The 20,227-nt window shown below is 68.9% G+C and carries 21 protein-coding genes; 5 read left to right on the forward strand and 16 right to left on the reverse strand.

Annotation, left to right across the window (positions count from 1 at the left end; genetic code table 11):
• Nucleotides 1-39: 39 nt before the first annotated feature.
• Genes ACWGID_RS26685 through ACWGID_RS26700 form a run of 4 tightly spaced genes read right to left on the reverse strand, consistent with a single transcriptional unit; the run spans nt 40 to nt 3,741 of the window.
• Nucleotides 40-957, reverse strand: coding sequence for an SDR family NAD(P)-dependent oxidoreductase (locus ACWGID_RS26685; protein WP_452200993.1), 918 nt, complete (start codon nt 955-957; stop codon nt 40-42).
• On the reverse strand, nt 954-1,391 hold the full coding sequence (locus ACWGID_RS26690; protein WP_452200995.1) for an SRPBCC family protein: 438 nt from the start codon (nt 1,389-1,391) through the stop codon (nt 954-956). Before ACWGID_RS26690 ends, ACWGID_RS26685 begins: the two co-directional genes overlap by 4 nt.
• Nucleotides 1,388-2,860: an SDR family oxidoreductase gene (locus ACWGID_RS26695; RefSeq protein ID WP_452200997.1), complete on the reverse strand. Its 1,473-nt coding sequence runs from the start codon at nt 2,858-2,860 to the stop codon at nt 1,388-1,390. The genes ACWGID_RS26690 and ACWGID_RS26695 overlap by 4 nt, the downstream gene beginning before the upstream one ends.
• Nucleotides 2,857-3,741 carry a MerR family transcriptional regulator gene (locus tag ACWGID_RS26700; RefSeq protein ID WP_452200999.1) on the reverse strand — a complete coding sequence of 295 codons (885 nt, stop codon included), beginning with the start codon at nt 3,739-3,741 and terminating at the stop codon, nt 2,857-2,859. Before ACWGID_RS26700 ends, ACWGID_RS26695 begins: the two co-directional genes overlap by 4 nt.
• A gap of 95 nt (nt 3,742-3,836) precedes the next feature.
• Here ACWGID_RS26700 and ACWGID_RS26705 point away from each other — a divergent pair, with 95 nt between their 5' ends.
• Genes ACWGID_RS26705 through ACWGID_RS26715 form a run of 3 tightly spaced genes read left to right on the forward strand, consistent with a single transcriptional unit; the run spans nt 3,837 to nt 7,056 of the window.
• Nucleotides 3,837-5,084, forward strand: coding sequence for an NAD(P)/FAD-dependent oxidoreductase (locus ACWGID_RS26705; protein WP_452201001.1), 1,248 nt, complete (start codon nt 3,837-3,839; stop codon nt 5,082-5,084).
• Complete coding sequence (locus ACWGID_RS26710) at nt 5,081-5,815, forward strand: DUF1365 domain-containing protein (protein ID WP_452201003.1); 735 nt, start codon at nt 5,081-5,083, stop codon at nt 5,813-5,815. Before ACWGID_RS26705 ends, ACWGID_RS26710 begins: the two co-directional genes overlap by 4 nt.
• Nucleotides 5,812-7,056 carry a class I SAM-dependent methyltransferase gene (locus tag ACWGID_RS26715; RefSeq protein WP_452201005.1) on the forward strand — a complete coding sequence of 415 codons (1,245 nt, stop codon included), beginning with the start codon at nt 5,812-5,814 and terminating at the stop codon, nt 7,054-7,056. Before ACWGID_RS26710 ends, ACWGID_RS26715 begins: the two co-directional genes overlap by 4 nt.
• Here the strand turns inward: ACWGID_RS26715 and ACWGID_RS26720 are convergent, their stop codons facing one another.
• The gene (locus tag ACWGID_RS26720) at nt 7,057-7,590 is read right to left on the reverse strand and encodes a helix-turn-helix domain-containing protein (RefSeq protein WP_452201007.1); all 534 of its coding nucleotides are present in this window, start codon (nt 7,588-7,590) and stop codon (nt 7,057-7,059) included.
• 100 nt (nt 7,591-7,690) lie between these two features.
• Here ACWGID_RS26720 and ACWGID_RS26725 point away from each other — a divergent pair, with 100 nt between their 5' ends.
• The gene (locus ACWGID_RS26725; RefSeq protein ID WP_452201009.1) at nt 7,691-9,190 is read left to right on the forward strand and encodes a serine hydrolase domain-containing protein; all 1,500 of its coding nucleotides are present in this window, start codon (nt 7,691-7,693) and stop codon (nt 9,188-9,190) included.
• Here ACWGID_RS26725 and ACWGID_RS26730 read toward each other — a convergent pair.
• From ACWGID_RS26730 to ACWGID_RS26745, 4 genes are read right to left on the reverse strand one after another with little or no spacing between them, the layout of a single operon-like run.
• Entirely contained in the window at nt 9,187-9,570 is a 384-nt protein-coding gene (locus ACWGID_RS26730) for a VOC family protein (RefSeq protein ID WP_452201011.1), read from the reverse strand. The two genes, ACWGID_RS26725 and ACWGID_RS26730, sit on opposite strands and share 4 nt — an antisense overlap.
• The gene (locus tag ACWGID_RS26735) at nt 9,567-10,151 is read right to left on the reverse strand and encodes a maleylpyruvate isomerase family mycothiol-dependent enzyme (protein WP_452201013.1); all 585 of its coding nucleotides are present in this window, start codon (nt 10,149-10,151) and stop codon (nt 9,567-9,569) included. Before ACWGID_RS26735 ends, ACWGID_RS26730 begins: the two co-directional genes overlap by 4 nt.
• A gap of 18 nt (nt 10,152-10,169) precedes the next feature.
• Nucleotides 10,170-11,357, reverse strand: coding sequence for an RNA polymerase sigma factor (locus tag ACWGID_RS26740; protein WP_452201015.1), 1,188 nt, complete (start codon nt 11,355-11,357; stop codon nt 10,170-10,172).
• Entirely contained in the window at nt 11,354-11,692 is a 339-nt protein-coding gene (locus tag ACWGID_RS26745) for a YciI family protein (protein WP_452201017.1), read from the reverse strand. The genes ACWGID_RS26740 and ACWGID_RS26745 overlap by 4 nt, the downstream gene beginning before the upstream one ends.
• Nucleotides 11,693-11,832: 140 nt before the next feature.
• Here ACWGID_RS26745 and ACWGID_RS26750 point away from each other — a divergent pair, with 140 nt between their 5' ends.
• Nucleotides 11,833-12,210: a VOC family protein gene (locus tag ACWGID_RS26750; RefSeq protein ID WP_452201019.1), complete on the forward strand. Its 378-nt coding sequence runs from the start codon at nt 11,833-11,835 to the stop codon at nt 12,208-12,210.
• Here the strand turns inward: ACWGID_RS26750 and ACWGID_RS26755 are convergent, their stop codons facing one another.
• Genes ACWGID_RS26755 through ACWGID_RS26785 form a run of 7 tightly spaced genes read right to left on the reverse strand, consistent with a single transcriptional unit; the run spans nt 12,211 to nt 20,226 of the window.
• The gene (locus tag ACWGID_RS26755; protein ID WP_452201021.1) at nt 12,211-13,143 is read right to left on the reverse strand and encodes a DUF1177 domain-containing protein; all 933 of its coding nucleotides are present in this window, start codon (nt 13,141-13,143) and stop codon (nt 12,211-12,213) included.
• A gap of 28 nt (nt 13,144-13,171) precedes the next feature.
• A complete protein-coding gene (locus ACWGID_RS26760) occupies nt 13,172-13,840 on the reverse strand; it encodes an AroM family protein (protein WP_452201023.1) in 669 nt (222 codons plus the stop codon).
• Entirely contained in the window at nt 13,837-15,510 is a 1,674-nt protein-coding gene (locus ACWGID_RS26765) for an ABC transporter ATP-binding protein (protein WP_452201024.1), read from the reverse strand. Before ACWGID_RS26765 ends, ACWGID_RS26760 begins: the two co-directional genes overlap by 4 nt.
• Nucleotides 15,503-16,771, reverse strand: a complete 1,269-nt coding sequence (locus ACWGID_RS26770; protein ID WP_452201025.1) for a M20 family metallopeptidase — start codon at nt 16,769-16,771, stop codon at nt 15,503-15,505. Before ACWGID_RS26770 ends, ACWGID_RS26765 begins: the two co-directional genes overlap by 8 nt.
• Nucleotides 16,768-18,348, reverse strand: coding sequence for an ABC transporter substrate-binding protein (locus ACWGID_RS26775; protein WP_452201026.1), 1,581 nt, complete (start codon nt 18,346-18,348; stop codon nt 16,768-16,770). Before ACWGID_RS26775 ends, ACWGID_RS26770 begins: the two co-directional genes overlap by 4 nt.
• 20 nt (nt 18,349-18,368) lie before the next feature.
• The gene (locus ACWGID_RS26780) at nt 18,369-19,226 is read right to left on the reverse strand and encodes an ABC transporter permease (protein WP_452201028.1); all 858 of its coding nucleotides are present in this window, start codon (nt 19,224-19,226) and stop codon (nt 18,369-18,371) included.
• A complete protein-coding gene (locus ACWGID_RS26785) occupies nt 19,219-20,226 on the reverse strand; it encodes an ABC transporter permease (protein WP_452201030.1) in 1,008 nt (335 codons plus the stop codon). The genes ACWGID_RS26780 and ACWGID_RS26785 overlap by 8 nt, the downstream gene beginning before the upstream one ends.
• Nucleotide 20,227 lies beyond the last annotated feature (1 nt).

The raw sequence follows: 20,227 nt of genomic DNA on the forward strand, positions 1-20,227 counted from the left end.
GGGGTGGGTGTTGGTCAACGCCCGCGCGATTGGGGTGCTTCAGATTCCTGCTGCTGTGCGGCAGTAGGTCCAGGTGGCTTGGCGGGCTTCTGGGGTTTCTTGGGTTCGTTTGAGGTAGTGGGTGGGGCGGGGGCTGCGGTCGTGCCAGAACTTGCCGGTGGGGGGTCGGGGGTTAGTGGCTGCCAGCCAGACCGTGGTGTCGGCGCCTTCGTCGGCGGTGCGGAGGAGGCGGCCGGTGAGTTTGCTGAAGCCGGGGAGGGACTCGGTGAGGCCTGGAGTCTCGGACCAGCCTGGGTGCATGCTGGCGACGAAGGTGGGGGTCATGTCCGCGGCCAGGAGTGGCGTTAGCGCTACCTGGATGCGCTTGCTGCGGGCGTAGGCGGTGGCGCCCTTGTAGGGGGCGTCGCGGTATTCGGGGTCGGTCGGTAGGGGCTGGGTGTACATGCCTCCGGAGGCGACCAGGATTACGCGGCCGTTCTTCAACTGGTCTCGCAACAGTTCGGTCAACAGGAGCGGGCCGAGGACGTGGGTGGCCAGCGTCAACTCGTGGCCCTGTGCGGACTCGGTGCGTTCGGGGGGCATGACGCCGGCGTTGTGGATCAGGGCGTGGATGGGGGTCGTGATCGTGGCGGCGTACGCGCGGACGGAGTCCAGGTCGGAGATGTCGCATTCGTCGAGGACGAAGGTGGCGTCTGGGACTTCGCGTTGGAGGTCGGCCAGGGCGGGGGCGGCCTTTTCGGCGTTGCGGACGGCCAGGTGGACGGTGGCGCCGAGGCGTGCCAAGCCCGCCGCGGTGGCTTTGCCCAGGCCGGTGCGGGCTCCGGTGACAATGGCGGTCTTGCCGGTTAGTGAGTCTGGGGACGGGTCGTTCTTGGGCCAGGTGCGACTGCGGATTGCGTAGCCGAGTTTGGTGTAGCCGGGGACGACCGCGCGGTCCAGCAAGGTGTCCAGGGTCATGCGGCGAGCTTCCCCAGGGCGTTGCGTAGGCCCTCCTCGGCTTCTTCGCCCAGGTGCTCGAACGGCTTGCGCAGGAACGACTCCGCGAAGCGCGCCAGGCCCTTCAGCTGGAACTCGGCCCGGTAGGTGACCCGGGTGAGGTGGGACTCGGAGCGGAACGTCATGATGTCGCGGGCGACGATGGTGCGGTTCTCGCCGCGCAGGACCAGGCGGTCCGGTCGGGTGAAGTCCTCGACCACGTAGGTGAGGTCGGTCTCCCGGCCGTTGAAGCGGGAGGTGTTGCGGTACGTCGTACCGACGCCGCCGTCGCCGCTGATCAGGGTGGTGCGGACCGTACCGGGATCCCACTCCTCGGTACTGCGGAAATCGGAGAGGTAGTCGAACACCCGCTCGGGGGCGGCCGCTGTCGCAACTTCGCGTTCGATGACGATCATCGGGACTCCTTGGTTCGTTCGGCGGCGTGCGCGATGTTGCGTTGCATGCCGCCGAAGACGACGTCGTGGAACGGGCGGATGGCCGCCCAGTACAGCTCCCCCGGCAGTCCCCGTGGATGGAACAGGGCGCGCTGCCGGAACAGCGTGCGGCCCTGCTCGTCGGTCCCGGCACGTAGTTCGAGCCACGCCTCGCCGGGCAGGCGCATCTCGGCGCGGAGCCGGAGCAGGCGGCCGCGTTCGATCGCTTCGACGCGCCACCAGTCGAGCGGGTCGCCGACCGACAGCGTGTCCGGGTGCAGCCGGCCGCGGCGGAGTCCGGGGCCGCCGACGATCCGGTCGAGCAGTCCGCGGGTCCACCAGCCGAGCGGCCAGGAGTACCAGCCGCGTTGGCCGCCGATGCCTTCGATGACCTTCCAGAGCCGCTCCGGCTCCGCATCGACCGCACAGTCGCGTTCGTCGACGTACAGCGAGCCACCGGCCCAGTCCGGGTCGCTGGGGAGCGGATCGCTCGGTGCGCCCGGCGTCGCGGCGGACGCCCACGACGTACTCACGTCGAGGTCGTGCACCTTCTTCAGTGCCAGCTGGACCGCGCGGTCGAACCCGATCCCGCCGGCGATCTGCGGGTCGACGTACTGGTCGATGTCGTGGTCCTTGCAGACCACCTCGTGCACCAGGCTGTCGACCAGCGGCCGTGCGATGCCGCTGGGGACCGGGGTGACCAGTCCGACCCAGTGACTCGACAGACCAGGGCTCAGGAGTGGCAGTGTCACGATGCGGCGCGGGCGGAGGCCGGCGACGGCGGCGTACCGCTGCATCATCGCGCGGTACGTCAGCACGTCCGGACCGCCGATGTCGAAGCCGCGGTTCACCTCGGCCGGCATCCGGGCCGACCCGACCAGGTAGTGCAGTACGTCGCGCACGGCGATCGGCTGGATGCGCGTGTCCAGCCAGCGTGGTGTCAGCATCACCGGCAACCGCTCGGTCAGGTACCGGAGCATCTCGAACGACGCCGAGCCGGACCCGAGGATCACCGCGGCGCGCAGCACCGTCGTCGGTACGCCGCTCGCGAGCAGGATCTCCCCCACCTCGCGACGGGACCCCAGGTGCGGCGACAGCTCCTCGCCCTCGGGGTACAGCCCGCCGAGGTAGACGATCCGGCCGACGTCGGACTCGCGGCACGCCGTACCGAACGTCAGTGCGGTACGCCGGTCGCGCTCCTCGAAGCGGCGGCCGGTACCGAGCGAGTGGATCAGGTAGTACGCCACGTCGACGGCTTCCAGCGCCTTCGTCAACGCTGCCGGGTCGGAGGCATCACCCTCGACGACCTCGACCCCGCGACGCCACGGACGGGTCTCCAGCCGCTGCGGTCGCCGGGCGAGTACGCGGACGTCGTACCCGGCTGCAAGCAGCTCAGGGACGAGCCGCCCGCCGATGTAGCCGGTGGCACCGGTTACCAGGACTCTGGTCATCGCTCAGCCAATCGCTCCGCGGCAGTGACCGGGTCGGACTCGACGTACTGCGCTCCGACGGCGGTTGCGAGCTCGGTGGAGGCCCCAGGTCCGGCCAGCGCGAGGGAACGGTTTCGCGCCAGCCGGACCAGCTCGGGGCGGATGGAGTCGAAGCGGGTGGCGTCGGAGGCGGCCAGCATCACCAGATCGGGCGCCAGCGCCTCGGTGGTGCGTTCGACATCGTTCATCGGCGAGTCGGCGCCGAGGAAGATCACCCGCCAGCCCGAGCGCCGGAGTACCAGACCGAACGACAACAGGGCGATGTCGTGCAGCTCGCCGGGCGGACAGGCCAGCAGCGCGCGTGGTCCTTGGCCACCACCCCAGCCTGGCGACAGTGCGGCGAGCCGCGAGCGGATCACGTTGCTGGCGAAGTGCTCCTGCCCGACCGTGACCTCACCGCTGGCCCAGCGATCGCCCAGGTCGTGGAGGTACGGGATCAGTACGTCGCGGATCACCGCCTCGATCGTCAGCGCACCGAACAGCTGGTCGAGGACGACGTGCGCCGCACGCTCGTCCAGCTCGTCCAACGCGTCCCGCAGCCCGGCGACACCGCCAGGCTCCGCTGCCCTCAGTGCTCCCACTGCCGGCGCAGGCTGTGTCATCGCCGGCTCGGCCAGGACTGCGCGGGCAGCCTCGGCCGCGGACAGTCCGTCGGCGAGATAGGCCCGCATCCGCTGCACCCGGTGCACGTCGATCTCGGAGTACAGCCGGAAACCGCCGGACGACCGCGTCGGGGACAGCAGGCCGTAGCGGGTCTCCCAGGCACGCAGGACGTGCTCGCTGACACCGGCGCGTTTGCTCAACGCGCCGATCCGCAGGTCACCTCGCACCGAAGTCTCCACAGGGACACTATACAAACTTTAGACAGACCTTTGACTAGTGCAGGTCAGCATGCCTAATCTCTAGACAAACCTTAGACAGCCTGGAGGCCCTGCCCATGACCGAGTCCGTGGCTGTGATCGGAGCCGGAGTGTCCGGCCTGACCGCCGCCTATCTGCTCGCGCGGCGCTACGACGTCACCCTGTTCGAGGCCGACGCGCGGCTCGGCGGACACGCCCATACCCACGACATCACCGACCCGGCCGGACGGCGGCTGGCGATCGACACCGGCTTCATCGTGCACAACGACCGCACCTATCCCCTGCTCCGCCGGCTGTTCGGCGAGCTGGGCGTGCCGACGCAGCCGACCGAGATGAGCATGAGCATCAGCGACCCGGCCAGCGGCCTGGAGTTCGCCGGCGGACGCGGGGCGACCGGGATCTTCGCGCAGCGTCGCCGGCTCGCCGATCCGCGGTTCCTGCAGCTCCTGACCGAGGTACGCCGCTTCCACCGCCGCGCCGCCGCGTACGTGGCCCGAACCGACGACCACGACCTCGTGACGCTCGGCGAGTTCCTCGAGGACGAGAAGTTCAGTCCGGCCTTCATCCGCCTGTACGCCGTCCCCGTGGTGTCCTGCGTCTGGTCCTGCGGCGGCAACTCGGCCCTGACGTACCCGGCGCGCTACCTGTTCAAGTTCCTCGACCACCACGGCATGCTCTCGGTCACCGGTTCACCCCAATGGCTGACCGTCACCGGCGGCTCCCGCCAGTACGTCGCTGCCGTGGCAAACCGTCTCGACGCGGTCCGCGCCGGCCAACCGGTGCGGTCCGTCCAGCGGCACCCTGACGGCGTCGGCGTGACCGTTGCTGACGGCAACACGCTCGACTTCGACCGGGTGGTGCTGGCGACCCACGCCGACCAGGCGCTCGACCTGCTGGCCGACGCCACGCCCGAGGAGAAGGCGGTGCTCGGGCCGTTCGAGTACAGCCGCAACGAGACCGTCCTGCACACCGACTCGTCGTTGCTTCCCGCAACGAAGAACGCCCGCGCCTCCTGGAACTACGTGGTGCGTCCCGGCACCCCGCTGACGACGTACTGGATGAACCGGTTGCAGGGACTGGACACCGACGAGACGTACCTCGTGACGCTGAACGGCGCCGAGACCGTCGATCCGGCGAAGGTGATCGCCCGGATGGACTACGAGCACCCTGTCTACACCCCGGAGGCCGTCGCCGCGCAGAGCCGGCTGGCGAGCCTCAACACCGGCCTGGTCGCGTTCGCGGGGGCGTACCACGGCTGGGGATTCCATGAGGACGGCTGCCGCTCCGGTGTCGCGGCGGCCGAGTCCTTCGGAGTCCGCTGGTGACGATCGCCGGTCAGACCCGCTCCCTCCCGGCGATCGTCACCGGCACTGTCCGGCACGGGCGGTCCGGCCCGGTCCGGCACGCGTTCCGGCATCGGGTGTACCAGTGGCTGATCGACCTGGACGACGTACCGCGGCTGCCGTGGTACCTGCGTCCGTTGGCGCGCTTCGAGACCCGCGACCACCTCGGTGGCCACGGTCCGACGCTCAAGGCCGATCTGCTCCGCTATCTGTCCAGCCACGGGATCGAGTACGACGGACGGGTCGTGATGCTGGCCAACGCCCGCGTGCTCGGTCACGTCTTCGATCCGCTCACCGTCTTCTGGTGCGTCGACAGCCCGTACGTCGTCGCGGAGGTGCACAACACGTACGGCGAACGGCACGTCTACCTGCTGCGCCCGGATGCGGACGGCAGCTCCGACACCGCGAAGGAGTTCTACGTCTCGCCGTTCAACGACGTGTCCGGCACGTACCGCCTCAGTTTCGAGCTGGGCCACGACCAGGTCCGCGTGCAGGTCAGTCTGTCCCGTGGCGACCGGACGGTCTTCGGCGCGAGCTTCGACGGCGTACCGCGCCCTGCGACGCGTCGAGCAGTGTTGTCCACCGCAGTACGCATGCCGCTGATGCCACAACGGGTCTCGGCGCTGATCCGGATGCACGGCCTGTGGCTCTGGGCCCGCCGGCTCCCCGTGATCAAGCGGCCGGTGCACCCGCTCCAGGAAGGACTTCGATGAGCACTCTGACCGTTGCCCAGCCGCTCTGCCTCCGGCACCCCGCGCTGCGTCCGCTGTGCGTGCGCGCGTGGTTCACCCGGCTGATCGTCGACCGGATGCTCGACCAGGTGCCGGTACGGGCGCTCTACCCCGACGGCACAGTGCGCGGCGGCGGTGGGCCGGACGCACCGGTCCTGCGGATCGTCCGGCCGCAGTCGATGTTCGAGCGGCTCGCGCACAACCCGAAGATCGGTCTGGGTGAGGCGTACATGGCCGGCGACTGGACGGCGGCCGACGGGGCCGATCTGGGCGACCTGCTGACGCCGTTCGCGGCCCGGGTCGCACAGCTGGTACCGCGGTGGCTGCTCCGCTTCCGGCGGGTCGTCGACCAGCGCATCCCGAGTCGACAGCGCAACACGCTGACAGGTGCCCGCGACAACATCAGCGCGCACTACGACCTCAGCAACGCGCTGTTCGGCGCCTTCCTGGACCCTGGGATGACCTACAGCTCCGCACTGTTCGACCACGACGTACCGCTGTCCACACAGGACCTCGAGGAGGCCCAGACGCGGAAGGTCGAGCGCATCCTCGACCAGGCCGGTGTCGGCCCCGGGAGCCGGGTGCTGGAGATTGGGATCGGCTGGGGCACTCTGGCGATCGCAGCGGCCCAACGCGGCGCACAGGTCACCGGTGTCACGTTGTCGACCGAACAGTTGCAGCTGGCCCAGAAGCGCGTCGCCGACGCCGGACTGGCCGACCGCGTCGACCTGCGGCTGCAGGACTACCGTGCGGTGACCGGTTCGTACGACGCCATCGTCAGCGTGGAGATGATCGAGGCGGTCGGCGAGGAGTACTGGCCGGACTACTTCCGCGCTCTCGACCAGCTGCTCGCACCGGGCGGATCGGTCGCCCTGCAAGCGATTCTGATGGACCACGACCGGATGCTCGCCACGCGGCACTCGTACGGCTGGATCCAGACGTACATCTTCCCCGGTGGCCTGATCCCGTCCCGGACCGCCATCGACGAGACGCTGGCGCAGCACACCACGCTGGCGGTCGACGACGACCACAGGTTCGGTGCGGACTACGCCGAGACGCTCCGCCGCTGGCGGCATCAGTTCACCGCCAACTGGCAGGACGTCCGGGCGGAGGGGTTCGACGAGACGTTCCGGCGAGTCTGGGAGTACTACCTGGGCTACTGCGAGGCCGGCTTCGCCTCCGGGTACCTCGACGTCGGCCAACTCCGCCTCACTCGCCACTAATCAGCTGTCCGGCAGCGAGAACATCGACAGGACGACGCGGTCCTTTCCGGGTGACTCTTCCAGGTAAGGCTCGATCAGCTCCGTGAAGCGGGCACGGAAGGTCGCCATGTCCTCGGGGCTGAGGTAGAGCGCGAGCTGCGAGTAGCCCAGCTGGTTCATCCGCGGGTACAGGTCGCCGCTGTCGACCACACGGTCGAAGTCCGCCGCAAGCCGGGTCAGCATCATCAAGAACGCCTGGCGGTGCTGCTCCGGCGTCATCGCGCGCGCCTCACGCTCGTCGATCCGGCCGACCTTGGTCTGGTCCAGGCTGAGCGTGCGTTCCGTCGTACCGCGGATCTTGCGCTCGCGGACGACGGTCAGGTAGCCGGCGTCGATCAGCGCGGCGACGTGCCGGTAGAGCGTCGTCGCGGGGATGTCGGGCAGGTCGCGCTTCAGGTCGGTGGTGGTCACCTCGCGACCGAGCACACGCTGCACGATGCGCCAGCGGATCGGGTGCAGCAGGACGTCCAGCACCGGGGTCGGCGACTCCTCCATCGGCTCTCCATCAGGGTTCTTTCAGGGTATCCATTGATACCAACAGTGGTAATAATAGCGGCAGTGGAACCATTCCTACTCGCCCCGAGGAGACGTTGACGTGTCGCTCACCCGTCGTACCGTGCTCAAGTCCGCGGCGGCCGCCGTACCGGTTGCTGCTGTTTCTACCCTGCCCGCCACGGCCGGCGGTGTCCGGGAACCCGCCGCGATCGGGCGGCTCGCCGAGAAGATCGAGGCCGGGATGGCCAAGTACGCGATCCCCGGCGCCGGCCTCGGGGTCTGGTACCGCGGCCGCGAGTACGTCCGCGGTTTCGGCGTGACCAGCGTGGACACCAACGAGCCGGTGTCGGCCGACACCGTGTTCCGGATCGGCTCGACCAGCAAGACGTTCACCGCGACGGCGATCATGCGGCTCGTCGAGAGCGGCCGGATCAGCCTCGACCGGCCGGTGCGCGCGTACCTCCCGGACTTCGCGACCCAGGACGCGTCGGTGGCCGCCCGGGTCACCGTCCGGCAGTTGCTGAACCACTCGGCCGGCTGGCAGGGCGACTACTTCGAGGACACCGGTCAGGGCGAGGACGCGCTCGCGAAGTACGTCGCGGACATGACGAAGATCCCGCAGCTCACTCCGCTCGGGAAGGTGTTCTCGTACAACAACGCCGCGATCGGCGTGGCCGGGCGGATCATCGAGGTGGTGACCGGGAAGCCCTACGAGACGGCCGCCCGCGAGCTCGTCGTCGATCCGCTGGGGCTCGCGCACAGCCGGTTCTTCCATAGCGAGCTCGGCGGGTTCAGCGTCGCCGCGTCGCACAACGTGGTCGACGGCAAGGCGGTCGTCGAGCCGTCGTTCGACGCGATGCCGCGGGCGCTGCACTCGATCGGCGGGCTGATCTCGAGCCCGCGCGACCAACTGCGGTACACGCGGTTCCACATGGGTCACGCGGGATTCCCACGTCTGCTCAGCGATCGGGCGCGGCTGGCCATGCAGTCCCACCCAGGGCCTGGCGGCACGCTGTTCGTCGAGCTGAACGGCGTCGGCGTCACCTGGATGCAGCGGCCGACGGCCCAGGGCCCGACCGTGATCCAGCACGGCGGCGACTGGAACGGCCAGCACTCCGGCTTCTTGTTCGTGCCGCAGCGGGACTTCGCCATCACACTGCTGACGAACTCGGAGAGTGGTCCGTTGCTGGTGGCCGAGTTGTTCGCCGACGACTGGGCGCTGCAGGAGTTCGCCGGCGTGAACAACCTGCCCGCCGTACCGCGCCAGCTGCCGGCCCGTCAGCTCGCGGAGTTCGAAGGTACGTACGTGTCACAGCAGATCGGGTTCGACGGGAAGCCGGAGGAGCTCGGTCTCGACGTCACCGCCGACAAGGGCGAGCTGGCCGCCGGCGCGAGCGGGCAGGCGCTGTTCCGCTTCGCCTTCTACCGCAAGGATTTCGCGCTCGCCTTGAACCCGGACGGTACGCCGACCCACGTCCGCGTCAGCTTCGTCCGCGGCGACAACGGTCAGGTCGAGTGGCTTCGGTACGGCGGCCGCCTCTTCCGCCACCACGCTACAGGCACCCGCAGCGCCAAGACGTTCCGGCACCGCGTGCTCTAACCGGTGGTGACCATCCACAGGTGTCCGTCGGGGTCAGTGAAGGTGGCCAGGTACGCCCACGGCTTTCGGGTCGGCGCCGTCACCTGCACTGCCCCGGCGGCGACCGCCTGAGCGTTCAGTACATCGACAACGTCCGCACTGTCGACGCGCACGCTCAGAATGCACTCACTCTGCCCACGCGGCGCAGCGGGCTGGTCCCCCAGTACCCAGCCGAAGCCGCCGGTCGGGATCAGCATCATGGTCACGTCGTCCGCGAGCGCGAACTGCAGCGGTTCGGGAATCCCGTCCTCGTCCGGTTCGCCAACTGGCTTCAGGTCGAGCGCTTCCTGGTAGAACGCGTACGAGCGCGGGCGGTCCTCGATCGAGAGGCAGATGATCATCGGGTGACTCCAATCGTCCGCCCACACAGATGCAGGAGCAGTTCCTGCGCGGGGCGTTTCAGCGGCGTACCGGTGCCGTAGGTCCAGTCGAGGTCGGTGGCTTGCAGTTGGATGCCGGTGAGGTCCACGCCGAAGTACTTGAGCTGGCGGGGCTTCATGGCGTCGAAGATCAGTCGCAGGCGTTCCAGCGGTACCTGGCGGTCGAGGCCCAGGGCAACAGTCGCGTCGAGCCCGTGGATGACGTCGTGCGAGAGCGCGCCTTCGTAGCCACCTCCCGGCGGCTTCCACGGGTGGTCGACGTTCTGCCGAAGACAGTCCAGCAACTCGGCCGACGTCATCTCTTCCGCGTCCCGCCGCGCCTGCTTGTCGGCGTACCGATTGAACTTCCCGCCGGCCCGCACCATCCCCGTCACGAACTGCATCCCGGAGGTCCGGTATGGCATGGTCATGTGCGCGACCAGCTCCCGGACGCGCCACCCGGCGCACAGCGTCGGCTGGTCCCACTGGTCGTCGGTCAGGCCTGCGAGCACGTTCGCGCACTCGGAGCGCTCGGCGGTTACCGCACTTCTGATATCCGTCATGACCCACCGACGAACGGCTTAGGCCGATGCAGACACCTCGCGGAGTCTTTTCTGCAGGTACTGGCGTTCGGACTCGGTGGTGGCCAGTGCCAGAGCCTCGCGGTAGGCGGTTGCTGCTTCGGGGTGGCGGTTGAGGCGACGTAGGAAGTCGGCCCGGGTGGCTGGGAGGAGGTGGTAGTCGGCCAGTGGGCCGGTGGAGAGGTCGTCGAGGACGCGGAGGCCGATGGCGGGCCCGTCGGACATGCCGATGGCTACGGCTCGGTTGAGTGCGACGACGGGGGTCTGCGGGAGCTGGGTGTAGAGGGCGGCGATCTGCGGCCAGTCGGTGTCGGCTGCGGTACGCGCGGTGGCGTGACAGGCGGCGATGGCAGCCTGGACCTGGTACGGGCCGGGTTCACCGCGACGGAGCGCCGAGTCGAGGAGGTCTACGCCTTCGGTGATCTGCTCGTGGTCCCAGCGGGTGCGGTCCTGGTCCTCGAGAGTGATGAGCGCACCGTCACGCGCTAGACGTGTCTCGCGGCGGGCGTCGTGCAGGAGCATCAGCGCAAGCAGTCCGCCGGCTTCTGGTTCGTCCGGCATCAGGTGGACCAGCAGACGCGCGAGCCGGATCGCTTCACCGCTGAGGTTGCTGCGGACAACATCGGAGTACCCCTCGTTGAAGAGGAGGTAGAGGACCGCCAGTACGGCGGGAGTTCGCTCCGGCAGCAGATGGGCCGGCGGGACGCGGTACGGGATGCCGGCGTGCTGGATCTTCTGCTTCGCGCGGGTCAGGCGCTTCGACATCGTGGTCTCCGGGACCAGGAACGCCCGCGCGATCTCCGTCGTACTCAGGCCGGCCAGCGTCCGCAGCGTCAGCGCCACCCGCGCCTCCATCGCCAGCGCCGGATGGCAGCACGTGAACATCAGCCGCAGCCGATCGTCCGGTACGTCGTACGGCGGATCCGGCTCGTCCTGCATCGCGGCCACCTCCTTGAGCTTCGCGGCGCCCACCGCCTCACGGCGCAGCCAGTCGATCGCCCGGTGGCGTGCGGTCGTGGTCAGCCACGCACCAGGCCGGTCCGGTACGCCGTCCCGCGGCCAGCGCTCCAGCGCCGCGGCGAACGCCTCCTGGGCGCACTCCTCAGCCAGCTCCCAGTCACCGGTCATCCCGATCAGAGTGGCGACCACCTGGCCCCACTCCTGCCGGTAGATGTCCTCGAAGGTCACACCACTCCTGGTGGCGGTTCCAGCACCGGCCGGATCTCGATCGTGCCGTACCCGGCCGCTGGGTGCTTCGACGCGATCTCGATCGCCTCGTCCAGGTCGGCGCAGTCGATCAGCACGAAGCCACCGATCTGTTCCTTCGTCTCGGCGAACGGCCCGTCGGTGAGCAGCACCTCCGCGTTGCGCACCCGGACCGTCGTCGCCTCGTCCGGCGGCCGCAGCCCCGCGCCACCGGCGACGACGCCCCGCGACGTCATCTCCTCGGTCCAGCCCCCGCACCCGTCGTTGGCGTGCGCGGCGGCCGACTCGTCACCACAGATCATCAGCAAGTACTTCATAGGCCCATCCTCCCTGTCACTCCACCGACGAACAGGTAAGCCGGAGACAGACACCCCCACCGTATTCGGTGCGGGCTGGTTGCACCGGCGTACCAGGTCTAGCGTCGGCACTAGCGGCGTACCAGTGGGAGGGGACTGCGATGACAGGTCGGATCGTGCACTTCGAGGTGCCGTACGACGACGCGGAGCGAGCGCGGGCGTTCTACCGCGAGGCGTTCGGGTGGAACCTGATGGAGATGCCCGAAATGAACTACACGATGGTCTCGACCGGCCCAGTGAACGAGCAGTCGATGCCGTCCGAGCCCGGGTTCATCAACGGCGGCATGTTCCAGCGCACCGCCGAGCTCACCCGGCCGATCCTGACCGTCGACGTCCCGGACATCGACGCGGCCTGGAAGACCATCGAGAGCCTCGGCGGCGAACCGATCGGCGAGAAGCTGCCGGTCGGCGACATGGGGTACGCCGGCTACTTCAAGGACCCGGAAGGCAACATCCTCGGCCTCTGGCAGACCAACTAGTCAGGAACCCATCGTCTGCAGGTGACGCATGGAGCCGTAGCGCGACGTGAGCCGGTCGAAGTCGGCCGGGTCGAACAGCTCTACGGCGCCGGCGCCGTAGCTCTTCGCGGCCTCGACACAGAACCGGGCTGCGGACTCGACACTCGCCAGGTCGGTCGCCCCGGTGCCGCAGCCCGGCACCGCGGTCTCGGTGGTGATCGCCACCCCGACCACCGGCGCGCTGGTCGCTGTACACGGCTGCAGGATCGAATTCACGTGGTACACGTCGTTCCCGTACGGCGTGATGTCCTGCATCGTCAGCGGCAGTACGGCGGGCAGCCGGCCGGTCACCTGGGACGCGACCTCGAGCAGGTCCTCGCTGACCCGCAGGATCCAGCCTTCCTTGACCGTCGGCGAGATCGCGAACCCGTGGTGGTTCACGATCCGGTTGCCCTTGGTGGTGTCGACGGACAGCACCGCCTCCATCGCCGGCTCGACCTCGTGGTCGTTCATCGCGCCGAGCTCCACCGGCGAGTCCATGAACGGCACCGGGTCGTGCGGGCGGGTCGGCGCGTCCGGGCAGACGTGCGTCGCGACGATCACGTCACCCGGCAGCTGGTCACCGCGGAGCAACATCCGGCCGAGCTTCCCGGCGACCGCGAGCGCGACCAGCGCACCGTCGCCGTCGGACACGAACCCGATCCGCTCCGGCCGCGCGCCGAGTCCACCGAGCCGCCCGATCACCCCGAGGGTCGGGGCGTCGCCACCCACGGTCCGGCCGCGGCTGCCGGGAATCACCGCACGCACGAAGTCCGTGCTGCCCTTGTTCCCTTGCACCGTCGTCACGCGGACGTCGTCGACGCCGTTCTTCCGCAACCAGGCCGCTACCCCTTCACCGGACGCGGCCGAGTCGTCGAGCAGGTCGTACAGGTCCAGAACCTCACGCCATGGCATATCTGTGCATCTCCTCAGTCAAATGTGTTCAGCAGAGTTCGGCGGTCAGCCGGGCGACGACGGAGCGGGAGAGCACCACAGGCAGACCGGAAGCAGCCGCGGCCGCCTCCCGGTGCGCCTGGGTGTAGCCCATGCAGTCGAGCACCAAGAGCTGCACACCTTCCGCGGCGAGCTTCTGGGCCGCGTTCTCCAGCTCGGTCAGGCCGGGCTGGTACGGCGTCGCCCAGGCGACCTTGATCTTCTGGTCGAGCCCCGCGAACTTCTCGTACGACTGCTGCTCCTGCTCCGACAGCGGGCACACCACTCCGACGAGTGAGTCGCCGGCGATCGCAGACAGACCGGCGGTCATCAACGGCCCGGCCAACAGCAACGGGCGGCTGTGCCGGAACGCCGGGAACTCACCGGTGCACACCAGCAGTACGGCGTCTGCGCTGCCCGCCTCGAGAATGTCGATCGCAGCCTGCAACCGCTGCAGGATGCCGGCCCGTCCGATCACCACCGACGACCCGTCGCGCAACCGGGTGGTCAGCGTCTCGTCCCCGGGCGTCGGCGCCAGCGCTGCGATTTCCGCCGTACTCAGGCCGTCGAGTGCACCGCGTTCACGGACCTCGACCGTCGACGGCAACCACTGGAGCAGCTCCGGAAACATGTCGCTGCGTGGCGACTGCCCGATGGTCACGACACCAAGAACGGTCACGCGACAGCCTCCCTCGTGCCGGCCTCGACCAGCTCTCGACGGCGCTCCCGGTCGAGTCGCGAGCGCGGATCGGGCGACGGCACCGCGGCCAGCAAGGCCTTCGTGTACGGGTGGCTCGGCGCGGCGAAGACCTCGTCCACCGTGCCGCGCTCGACGACCTTGCCGCGGCTCATCACCAGTACGTCGTCCGCGATCAGCCGCACCACCGAGAGGTCGTGCGAGATGAACACGTAGGTCAGACCGAGCCGCTCCTGCAGGTCCTTGAGCAGATCGAGGACCTGCGCCTGCACGGACACGTCCAGCGCCGACACCGGCTCGTCGCAGACCACCAGCGACGGGTTGAGCAGCAACGCGCGGGCGATCCCGATTCGCTGCCGCTGGCCTCCGGAGAACTCGTGCGGGAACCGGTGCAGATGGTCCGCCTCGAGTCCGACGAGCTCCATCACCTCGACCAACCGCTCCTGGATCCCCGTGGCGTCCAGGTCGGTGTGCAGCCGCAACGGCTCGGCCAGCGTGCGCTCGATCGTCCAGCGCGGGTCAAGCGACGCATAGGTGTCCTGGAAGACGATCTGCATCCGCGAACGCATCGCCCGCAACGCCTCGTCGGACAGCCCGAGCAGATCGACCCCGTCGAACCGCACCGCCCCGGACGTGGGCTCGTGCAACCTGAGCAACGCCCGGCCGGTCGTGGACTTCCCGGAGCCGGACTCCCCCACGATGGCGAGCGTCCGCCCCGGTGCGACGCTGAAGCTCACTCCGTCCACTGCAGTGACAGCTTCGGTACGCCGGCCGCGCCGCCGACGCCCCGGGAACACCTTGACCAGGTCGGACACCTCCAGCAGCGCAGGCTCGTCCGACGGTCGGGTCTCCCGCGACCGGGGCTGACTGGACGGCAGGAAGCTCAGCAGCCGCTTGGTGTAGTCCGCCTGCGGTGACTCGAAGAGCTGCTCGACCGGTGCGGTCTCCTGGACCTCACCGTTGTGCATCACCGTCACCTCGTCACAGGTCTGCGCGACCACTCCGAGGTCGTGGGTGATCAGGAGGACCGACGTACCGTGCTTCTGCTGCAGGTCCATCACCAGCTCGAGGATCTGCAGTTGGGTGGTGACGTCGAGCGCCGTGGTCGGTTCGTCGGCGATCAGCAGCTTCGGCTCGCAGGACATCGCCATCGCGATCATCACGCGCTGACGCATCCCACCCGAGAGTTGGTGCGGGTAGTCCCGCAGTACCCGGGCGGTGTCGCGGATGCCGACCATGTCGAGCAGCTCGGCGGCCCGGTCCGCGGCCTGACGGCGGGACAGCCCCAGGTGCAGGCGGAGTGGTTCGATGACCTGGTCCGCCACGGTCAGTACCGGGTTGAGCGCGGTCATCGGCTCCTGGAAGATCGTCGCGATCTCCTTGCCCCGCACGGCCCGCAGCGACCGGTCCGACAGGTTAGTGAGGTCCCGCCCGTCGAACTCGATCCGTCCGCCGGTCACGTGCACCGACCGCCGTGGCAGCAGTCGGGTGATCGTCATCGCGGTCACGCTCTTGCCACTACCGGACTCCCCCACCAGCCCGAGCATCTTGCCCCGCGGGATGCTGAGGCTGACGCCGCGGACCGGAGTGATCGGTCCACGCGAGGTGTCGATCCGGATGGTCAGATCGGTCACCTTGAGCAGATCACTCATCACGAACCCCGAGGTACCGCAGCGTCGTCAGTGCATAGGTCTTCGCCGCCAGTACGACATCTGCGACGGGTGCACGCTCGTCGAAGCCGTGGATGGTCGCCAGCTCGGCCGGACCGTACTGCAGCACCGGAATGCCATGGCTGCGGAACGTCCGCGCGTCCGACGACGCCCACTGCAGCACGCCCTCGGCCGGCTCACCGGTCAGCTCCCGCAGCGCACTGACGAGCTCCACCACGATCGGGTCGTCCGGCAGCGTCCAGTTCGGCTCGCTGCGGAACCCGAGCGGTTCCACCGTCGCCTCGATACCGGCCTCGGCCAGCAGCTCGTCGACACGCGCCAGCACCTGCGCCCGGCTCAGTCCGATCGGGACGCGGGTGTCGATCTCGACCACGCACTTGTCCGCGACGACGTTGGTCGCCGACCCGCCGGTCACCTTCCCGACGTTGATCGTCACGTGGTCGAACACCGCACCGATCCCGGGTGCGTACCCTTCCCGCTCCTCCGCGAACTTCTGCGACGAAGCGATCAGCTCCCGTACGTCGGCCGGCGCGTCCGGAACCATCTCCCACAACCCCTGCAGCGCGAGAATCGCCTTCGCTGCCTGCAGGTTCGCATTGGTCCCGTGCAGCGGCTGCAGACTGCCGTGCCCCGGACGTCCGGACACGGTCAGCCGGAACCAGTTGCTGCCCTTCTGGCCGATCGTCGGGTGCGTCCGCTCGGCCGGCTCCGCGATCACCGCACCGGTCGCACCCTCGAGCACCCCGCGGTCGAGCAACCAGTCCGCGCCGAGCGGTCCGCCCACTTCCTCGTCCGGTACCGCGGCGAGCGACAGCCGCCCACCCAGCGGTACGCCGAGCCGGTGCATCACGACGTACGCGTGGATGATCCCGGCGAGGCCGGCCTTCATGTCGCTGGCGCCGCGGCCGCGCAGGTACCCGTCGACGACGTCACCGGCGAACGGCGGGAAGCTCCAGCGGCTCACGTCACCCACCGGTACGACGTCCGAGTGGCCCGCCAGCACCAGATTCCGCTCACCTGCCGAGCCCTGGTGCGACACAACGTTCAAGCGGCCCTGGCCGGCGTCGAGGATCTCCACCTCGACACCCGCCTTCCGCAGGACCGCGGCGATGAATTCGCCGATCTCGGTGCAGTCCCCCGGCGGGTTCTCGCTCGGGATCCGGATCAGGTCGCCGGCCAGCTCGATCAGGTCGTCCGCGGTCCGCTCGATCTCGGCGAGCACCCGCTGCTCCCAGGCCGTCACTTCGTCACGCTCAGCTGCGAGAAGCGGACGATGCCGTCGGGGTACGACGTGTACCCGTCGAGACCGGCCCGGTGCGCGACCACGATGTTGTACTCGTACAGGTACGCCCACGGTGCCTTGGTGTTGATCTCCTGCTGCGCGGCGCCGTACAGCTTGTTGCGCTTGGCAACGTCCGGTTCGGTGGCCGCCTGCTGCCAGGCCTGGTCGACGGCCGGGTCGGAGAAGTTCGCGTAGTTGCTCGAGCCCTGGCTGGTGAGCAGCAGACCGAGGTGGTAGCCGGGGTCGTTGACGAACGACGTCCAGCGAGTGATGTACGACTGCACCTGCTTGGTCGCCAGCGCCTCCAGGAACTGCGGCCGGGCCATCTTCTTGATGTTCATCGTGACGCCGATCTTGGCCAGCTCGGCCTGGATCAGCACCGCGTCGTCGTTCCAGTCGTCGAACCCGGAGCCGAGCGTGAAGTCGAAGCTGAAGCCCTTCGACAGGCCGGCCTCGGCGAGCAGCGCCTTGGCCTTGTCGAGGTCGTGGGTGTAGGTGTAGCCGGCGTCACTGAAGCCCGGCGTGGAGCTGGCCACCGAGGACTTCATCGGCGACGCCTGGCCCTTCATCACGTCGTTCAGCAGCTTGTCGTACGGAATCGCGTACGACACCGCCTGCCGGACCCGCGGGTCGTCGAACGGCTTGATCTTGTTGTTCATCGCGAAGAACAGGATCTTGTTGCTGGCCCGCGAGTCGATCACCACACCGTCGGCGGCCTTCAGCGACTGCACGTCCTTCGGCGGCACCTCGAGGGCCAGACCGACCTCGCCCTTGCGCAGCAACTGGACCCGGTTCGACGCCTCGGCGATGAACTTCACGTCGACGTCGCGCAGCTTGGGCTTGTCACCCCAGTACGCGTCGTTGCGGGTCATCGACGCCTCGGTCGACGGGTCCCACTTGGTGATCTTGTACGGGCCGGAGCCGGCGGTGTTCGTGGACAGCCACTTCGCGCCGCCGTTCTTCGTCACCTGGTCCATGTCCACGATCGAGAACGAGTACATCGGCAGGATCTGCAGGAACAGGTGGTTCGGCGCGGTCAGGTCGATCTTCACAGTGTGCTCGTCGACCGCGGTGACCTTGGCGATACCGGCCATCTTGTACAGGAAGCTGGCCGAGCTGGACGCCTTGATGTGGTCGAACGACTTCACCACGTCGTCCGCCGTGATCGCCGGCCCGTCCTGGAACTTCGCGTCGGTGCGCAGCTTGAAGGTGTACGACGTGTTGTTCGCACCGGCCTGCCAGGACTCGGCCAGCATCGGCTTGATCTCGTCGGTCTTCGCCTGTGGCTTCCCGTTCACCTCGGTCCGCCCGTAGGTGACCAGCTGGTCGTAGGCCGCCGTCACGAAGGTGTCCGAGGTGACGTCGTTGGCCTCGGCCGGGTCGAGGGTCTTGCCGCCTTCGGAGTAGGCGGCGACCAGGGTGTCGGCGGCGGCGTCCTTGCCGCTGCTGCCGCCGTTGGCGTTGCTGTTCGCGTTCGCGGCACAGCCGGACATCGCGAGCGCCGACACCGCGGCGAGGGTGAGAACTGTCCGCTTCACGCGGGTCTCCTTCCAGAGGGTCATCGGCTGGTCCGCAGCCGAGGGTCGAGGACGTCCCGCAGGCCGTCGCCGAGGAGGTTGAAGCCGAGGATCGAGGTTGCGATCGCCAGGCCGGGGAACGTGGTCATCCACCACTCGCCGCTGATGATGTAGCCGCGGCCGTCGGAGATCAGTACGCCCCATTCGGGGTCGGGCGGCTGGGCACCGAGGCCGATGAAGCTCAGCGAGGCAGCGGTCAGGATCGCGTAGCCCATGCCGAGCGTGGCCCGGACCAGGATCGGCGCCAGGGCGTTCGGCACGATGTGCCGGATCAGGATGCTGCGGGCGGGCAGCCCGATCGCGTGGCCGGCCTCGACGAAGTCGCGCTCCCGCAGCGACAGCGTCTGGCCGTGCACGATCCGGGCGAACTCCGGGATCCCGACGATGCCGACGGCAACCATCGCGCTGACCATGCCCGGCCCCATCGCGGCCGCGATCGCCATCGCGAGCACCAGCGACGGGAACGCCAGCAGCATGTCCATCAGCCGCATGATCAGCCCGCCGGCGCGGCCGCGGACGTATCCGGCGAACGCCCCCAGCGGTACGCCGATCGCCAGCGAGATCGCGATCGCGATCAGGCCCGTCCACAACGAGATCCGGCCACCGGCGAGAACCCGGGTGAGGATGTCGCGGCCGAAGTTGTCGGTCCCGAACGGGTGCGCGAGGGTCGGGCCCTGGAGCAGACCACCGGCACCGGGCTGCGTCGCGCCGTACGGGGAGAGACCGGACAGCAGCGCACCGACGGTCCAGATCGCGATGAAGACCAGGCCGACGACGGCGAGCTTGTTGCGGAGCAGCAGCCGCCAAGTCGTCTGGGGTTTGGTGAGTGTCTCAGGCATCCGCGATCCTCGGGTCCAGGCGGGCGTTGACGAGGTCGACGACGAGGTTCGCCGCCAGGTAGACGACCGCGGCGACCAGCGTGAAGGCCTGCACCGGCGCGTAGTCGGTGGCCAGTACGGACTGCACGACGTACGAGCCGACGCCGGGCCAGGTGAAGACCGTCTCGGTGATCACCGCGCCGCCCATCAGCTGGCCGAACTGCAGACCGGAGACCGTGACGATCACCGGGGCCGCGTTCCGCAGCGCGTGCTTGAGCGTGACGACCGACGGCTTGAGGCCCTTGGAGACCGCCGTCCGGACGTAGTCCTGACCGATCACCTCGAGCATCGCCGAGCGGGTCATCCGCGCGATGATCGCCGTACTGCCGGTGGCCAGGCACAGGGCCGGCCAGATGATGTGCGACAGCGACGACTTCAGCGCGACCACATCGCCGGTCATCAGCGAGTCGACGATGTACAAGCCGGTGATGTTGGTGGGCGGGTTCACGCCCTCGGCGACCCGGCCGAGCGGTGCGGGTGCCCAGCCGAGCTTGTTGTAGAACACCACGATCACCATCAGGCCGAGCCAGAACAGCGGCATCGACGCGCCGAGCAGCGAGAACACGCGACCGGCGTGGTCGACCGGGCGGTCGCGACGCGTCGCGCTGATCACCCCGAGCGGTACGCCGGCCAGCAACGCGATCACCAGGGCGACCAGTGCGAGTTCCACCGTCGCCGGCAGCCGGGACGCGAAGTCGGAGGCGACGCTGTGGCCGGTGTGCCAGGCGAACCCGAGGTTGCCGTGCAGAAGGTCCGCGAAGTACCGGACCAGCTGGACGTGCAGCGGCTGGTCGAGGCCCATGTCGGTGCGGATCTTCGCGACCACGCTCGGGTCGGCCTGCTCGCCGGCCAGCGTCCGGGCCGGGTCACCGGGCAGCACCCGGGTGAGCACGAAGATGCACACCACGACGCCGATCAGCGCGGGCACCATCGCGAGCACGCGGCGCAGGACGAGATTCATG

This window comes from Kribbella sp. NPDC054772 (genome assembly GCF_053611945.1).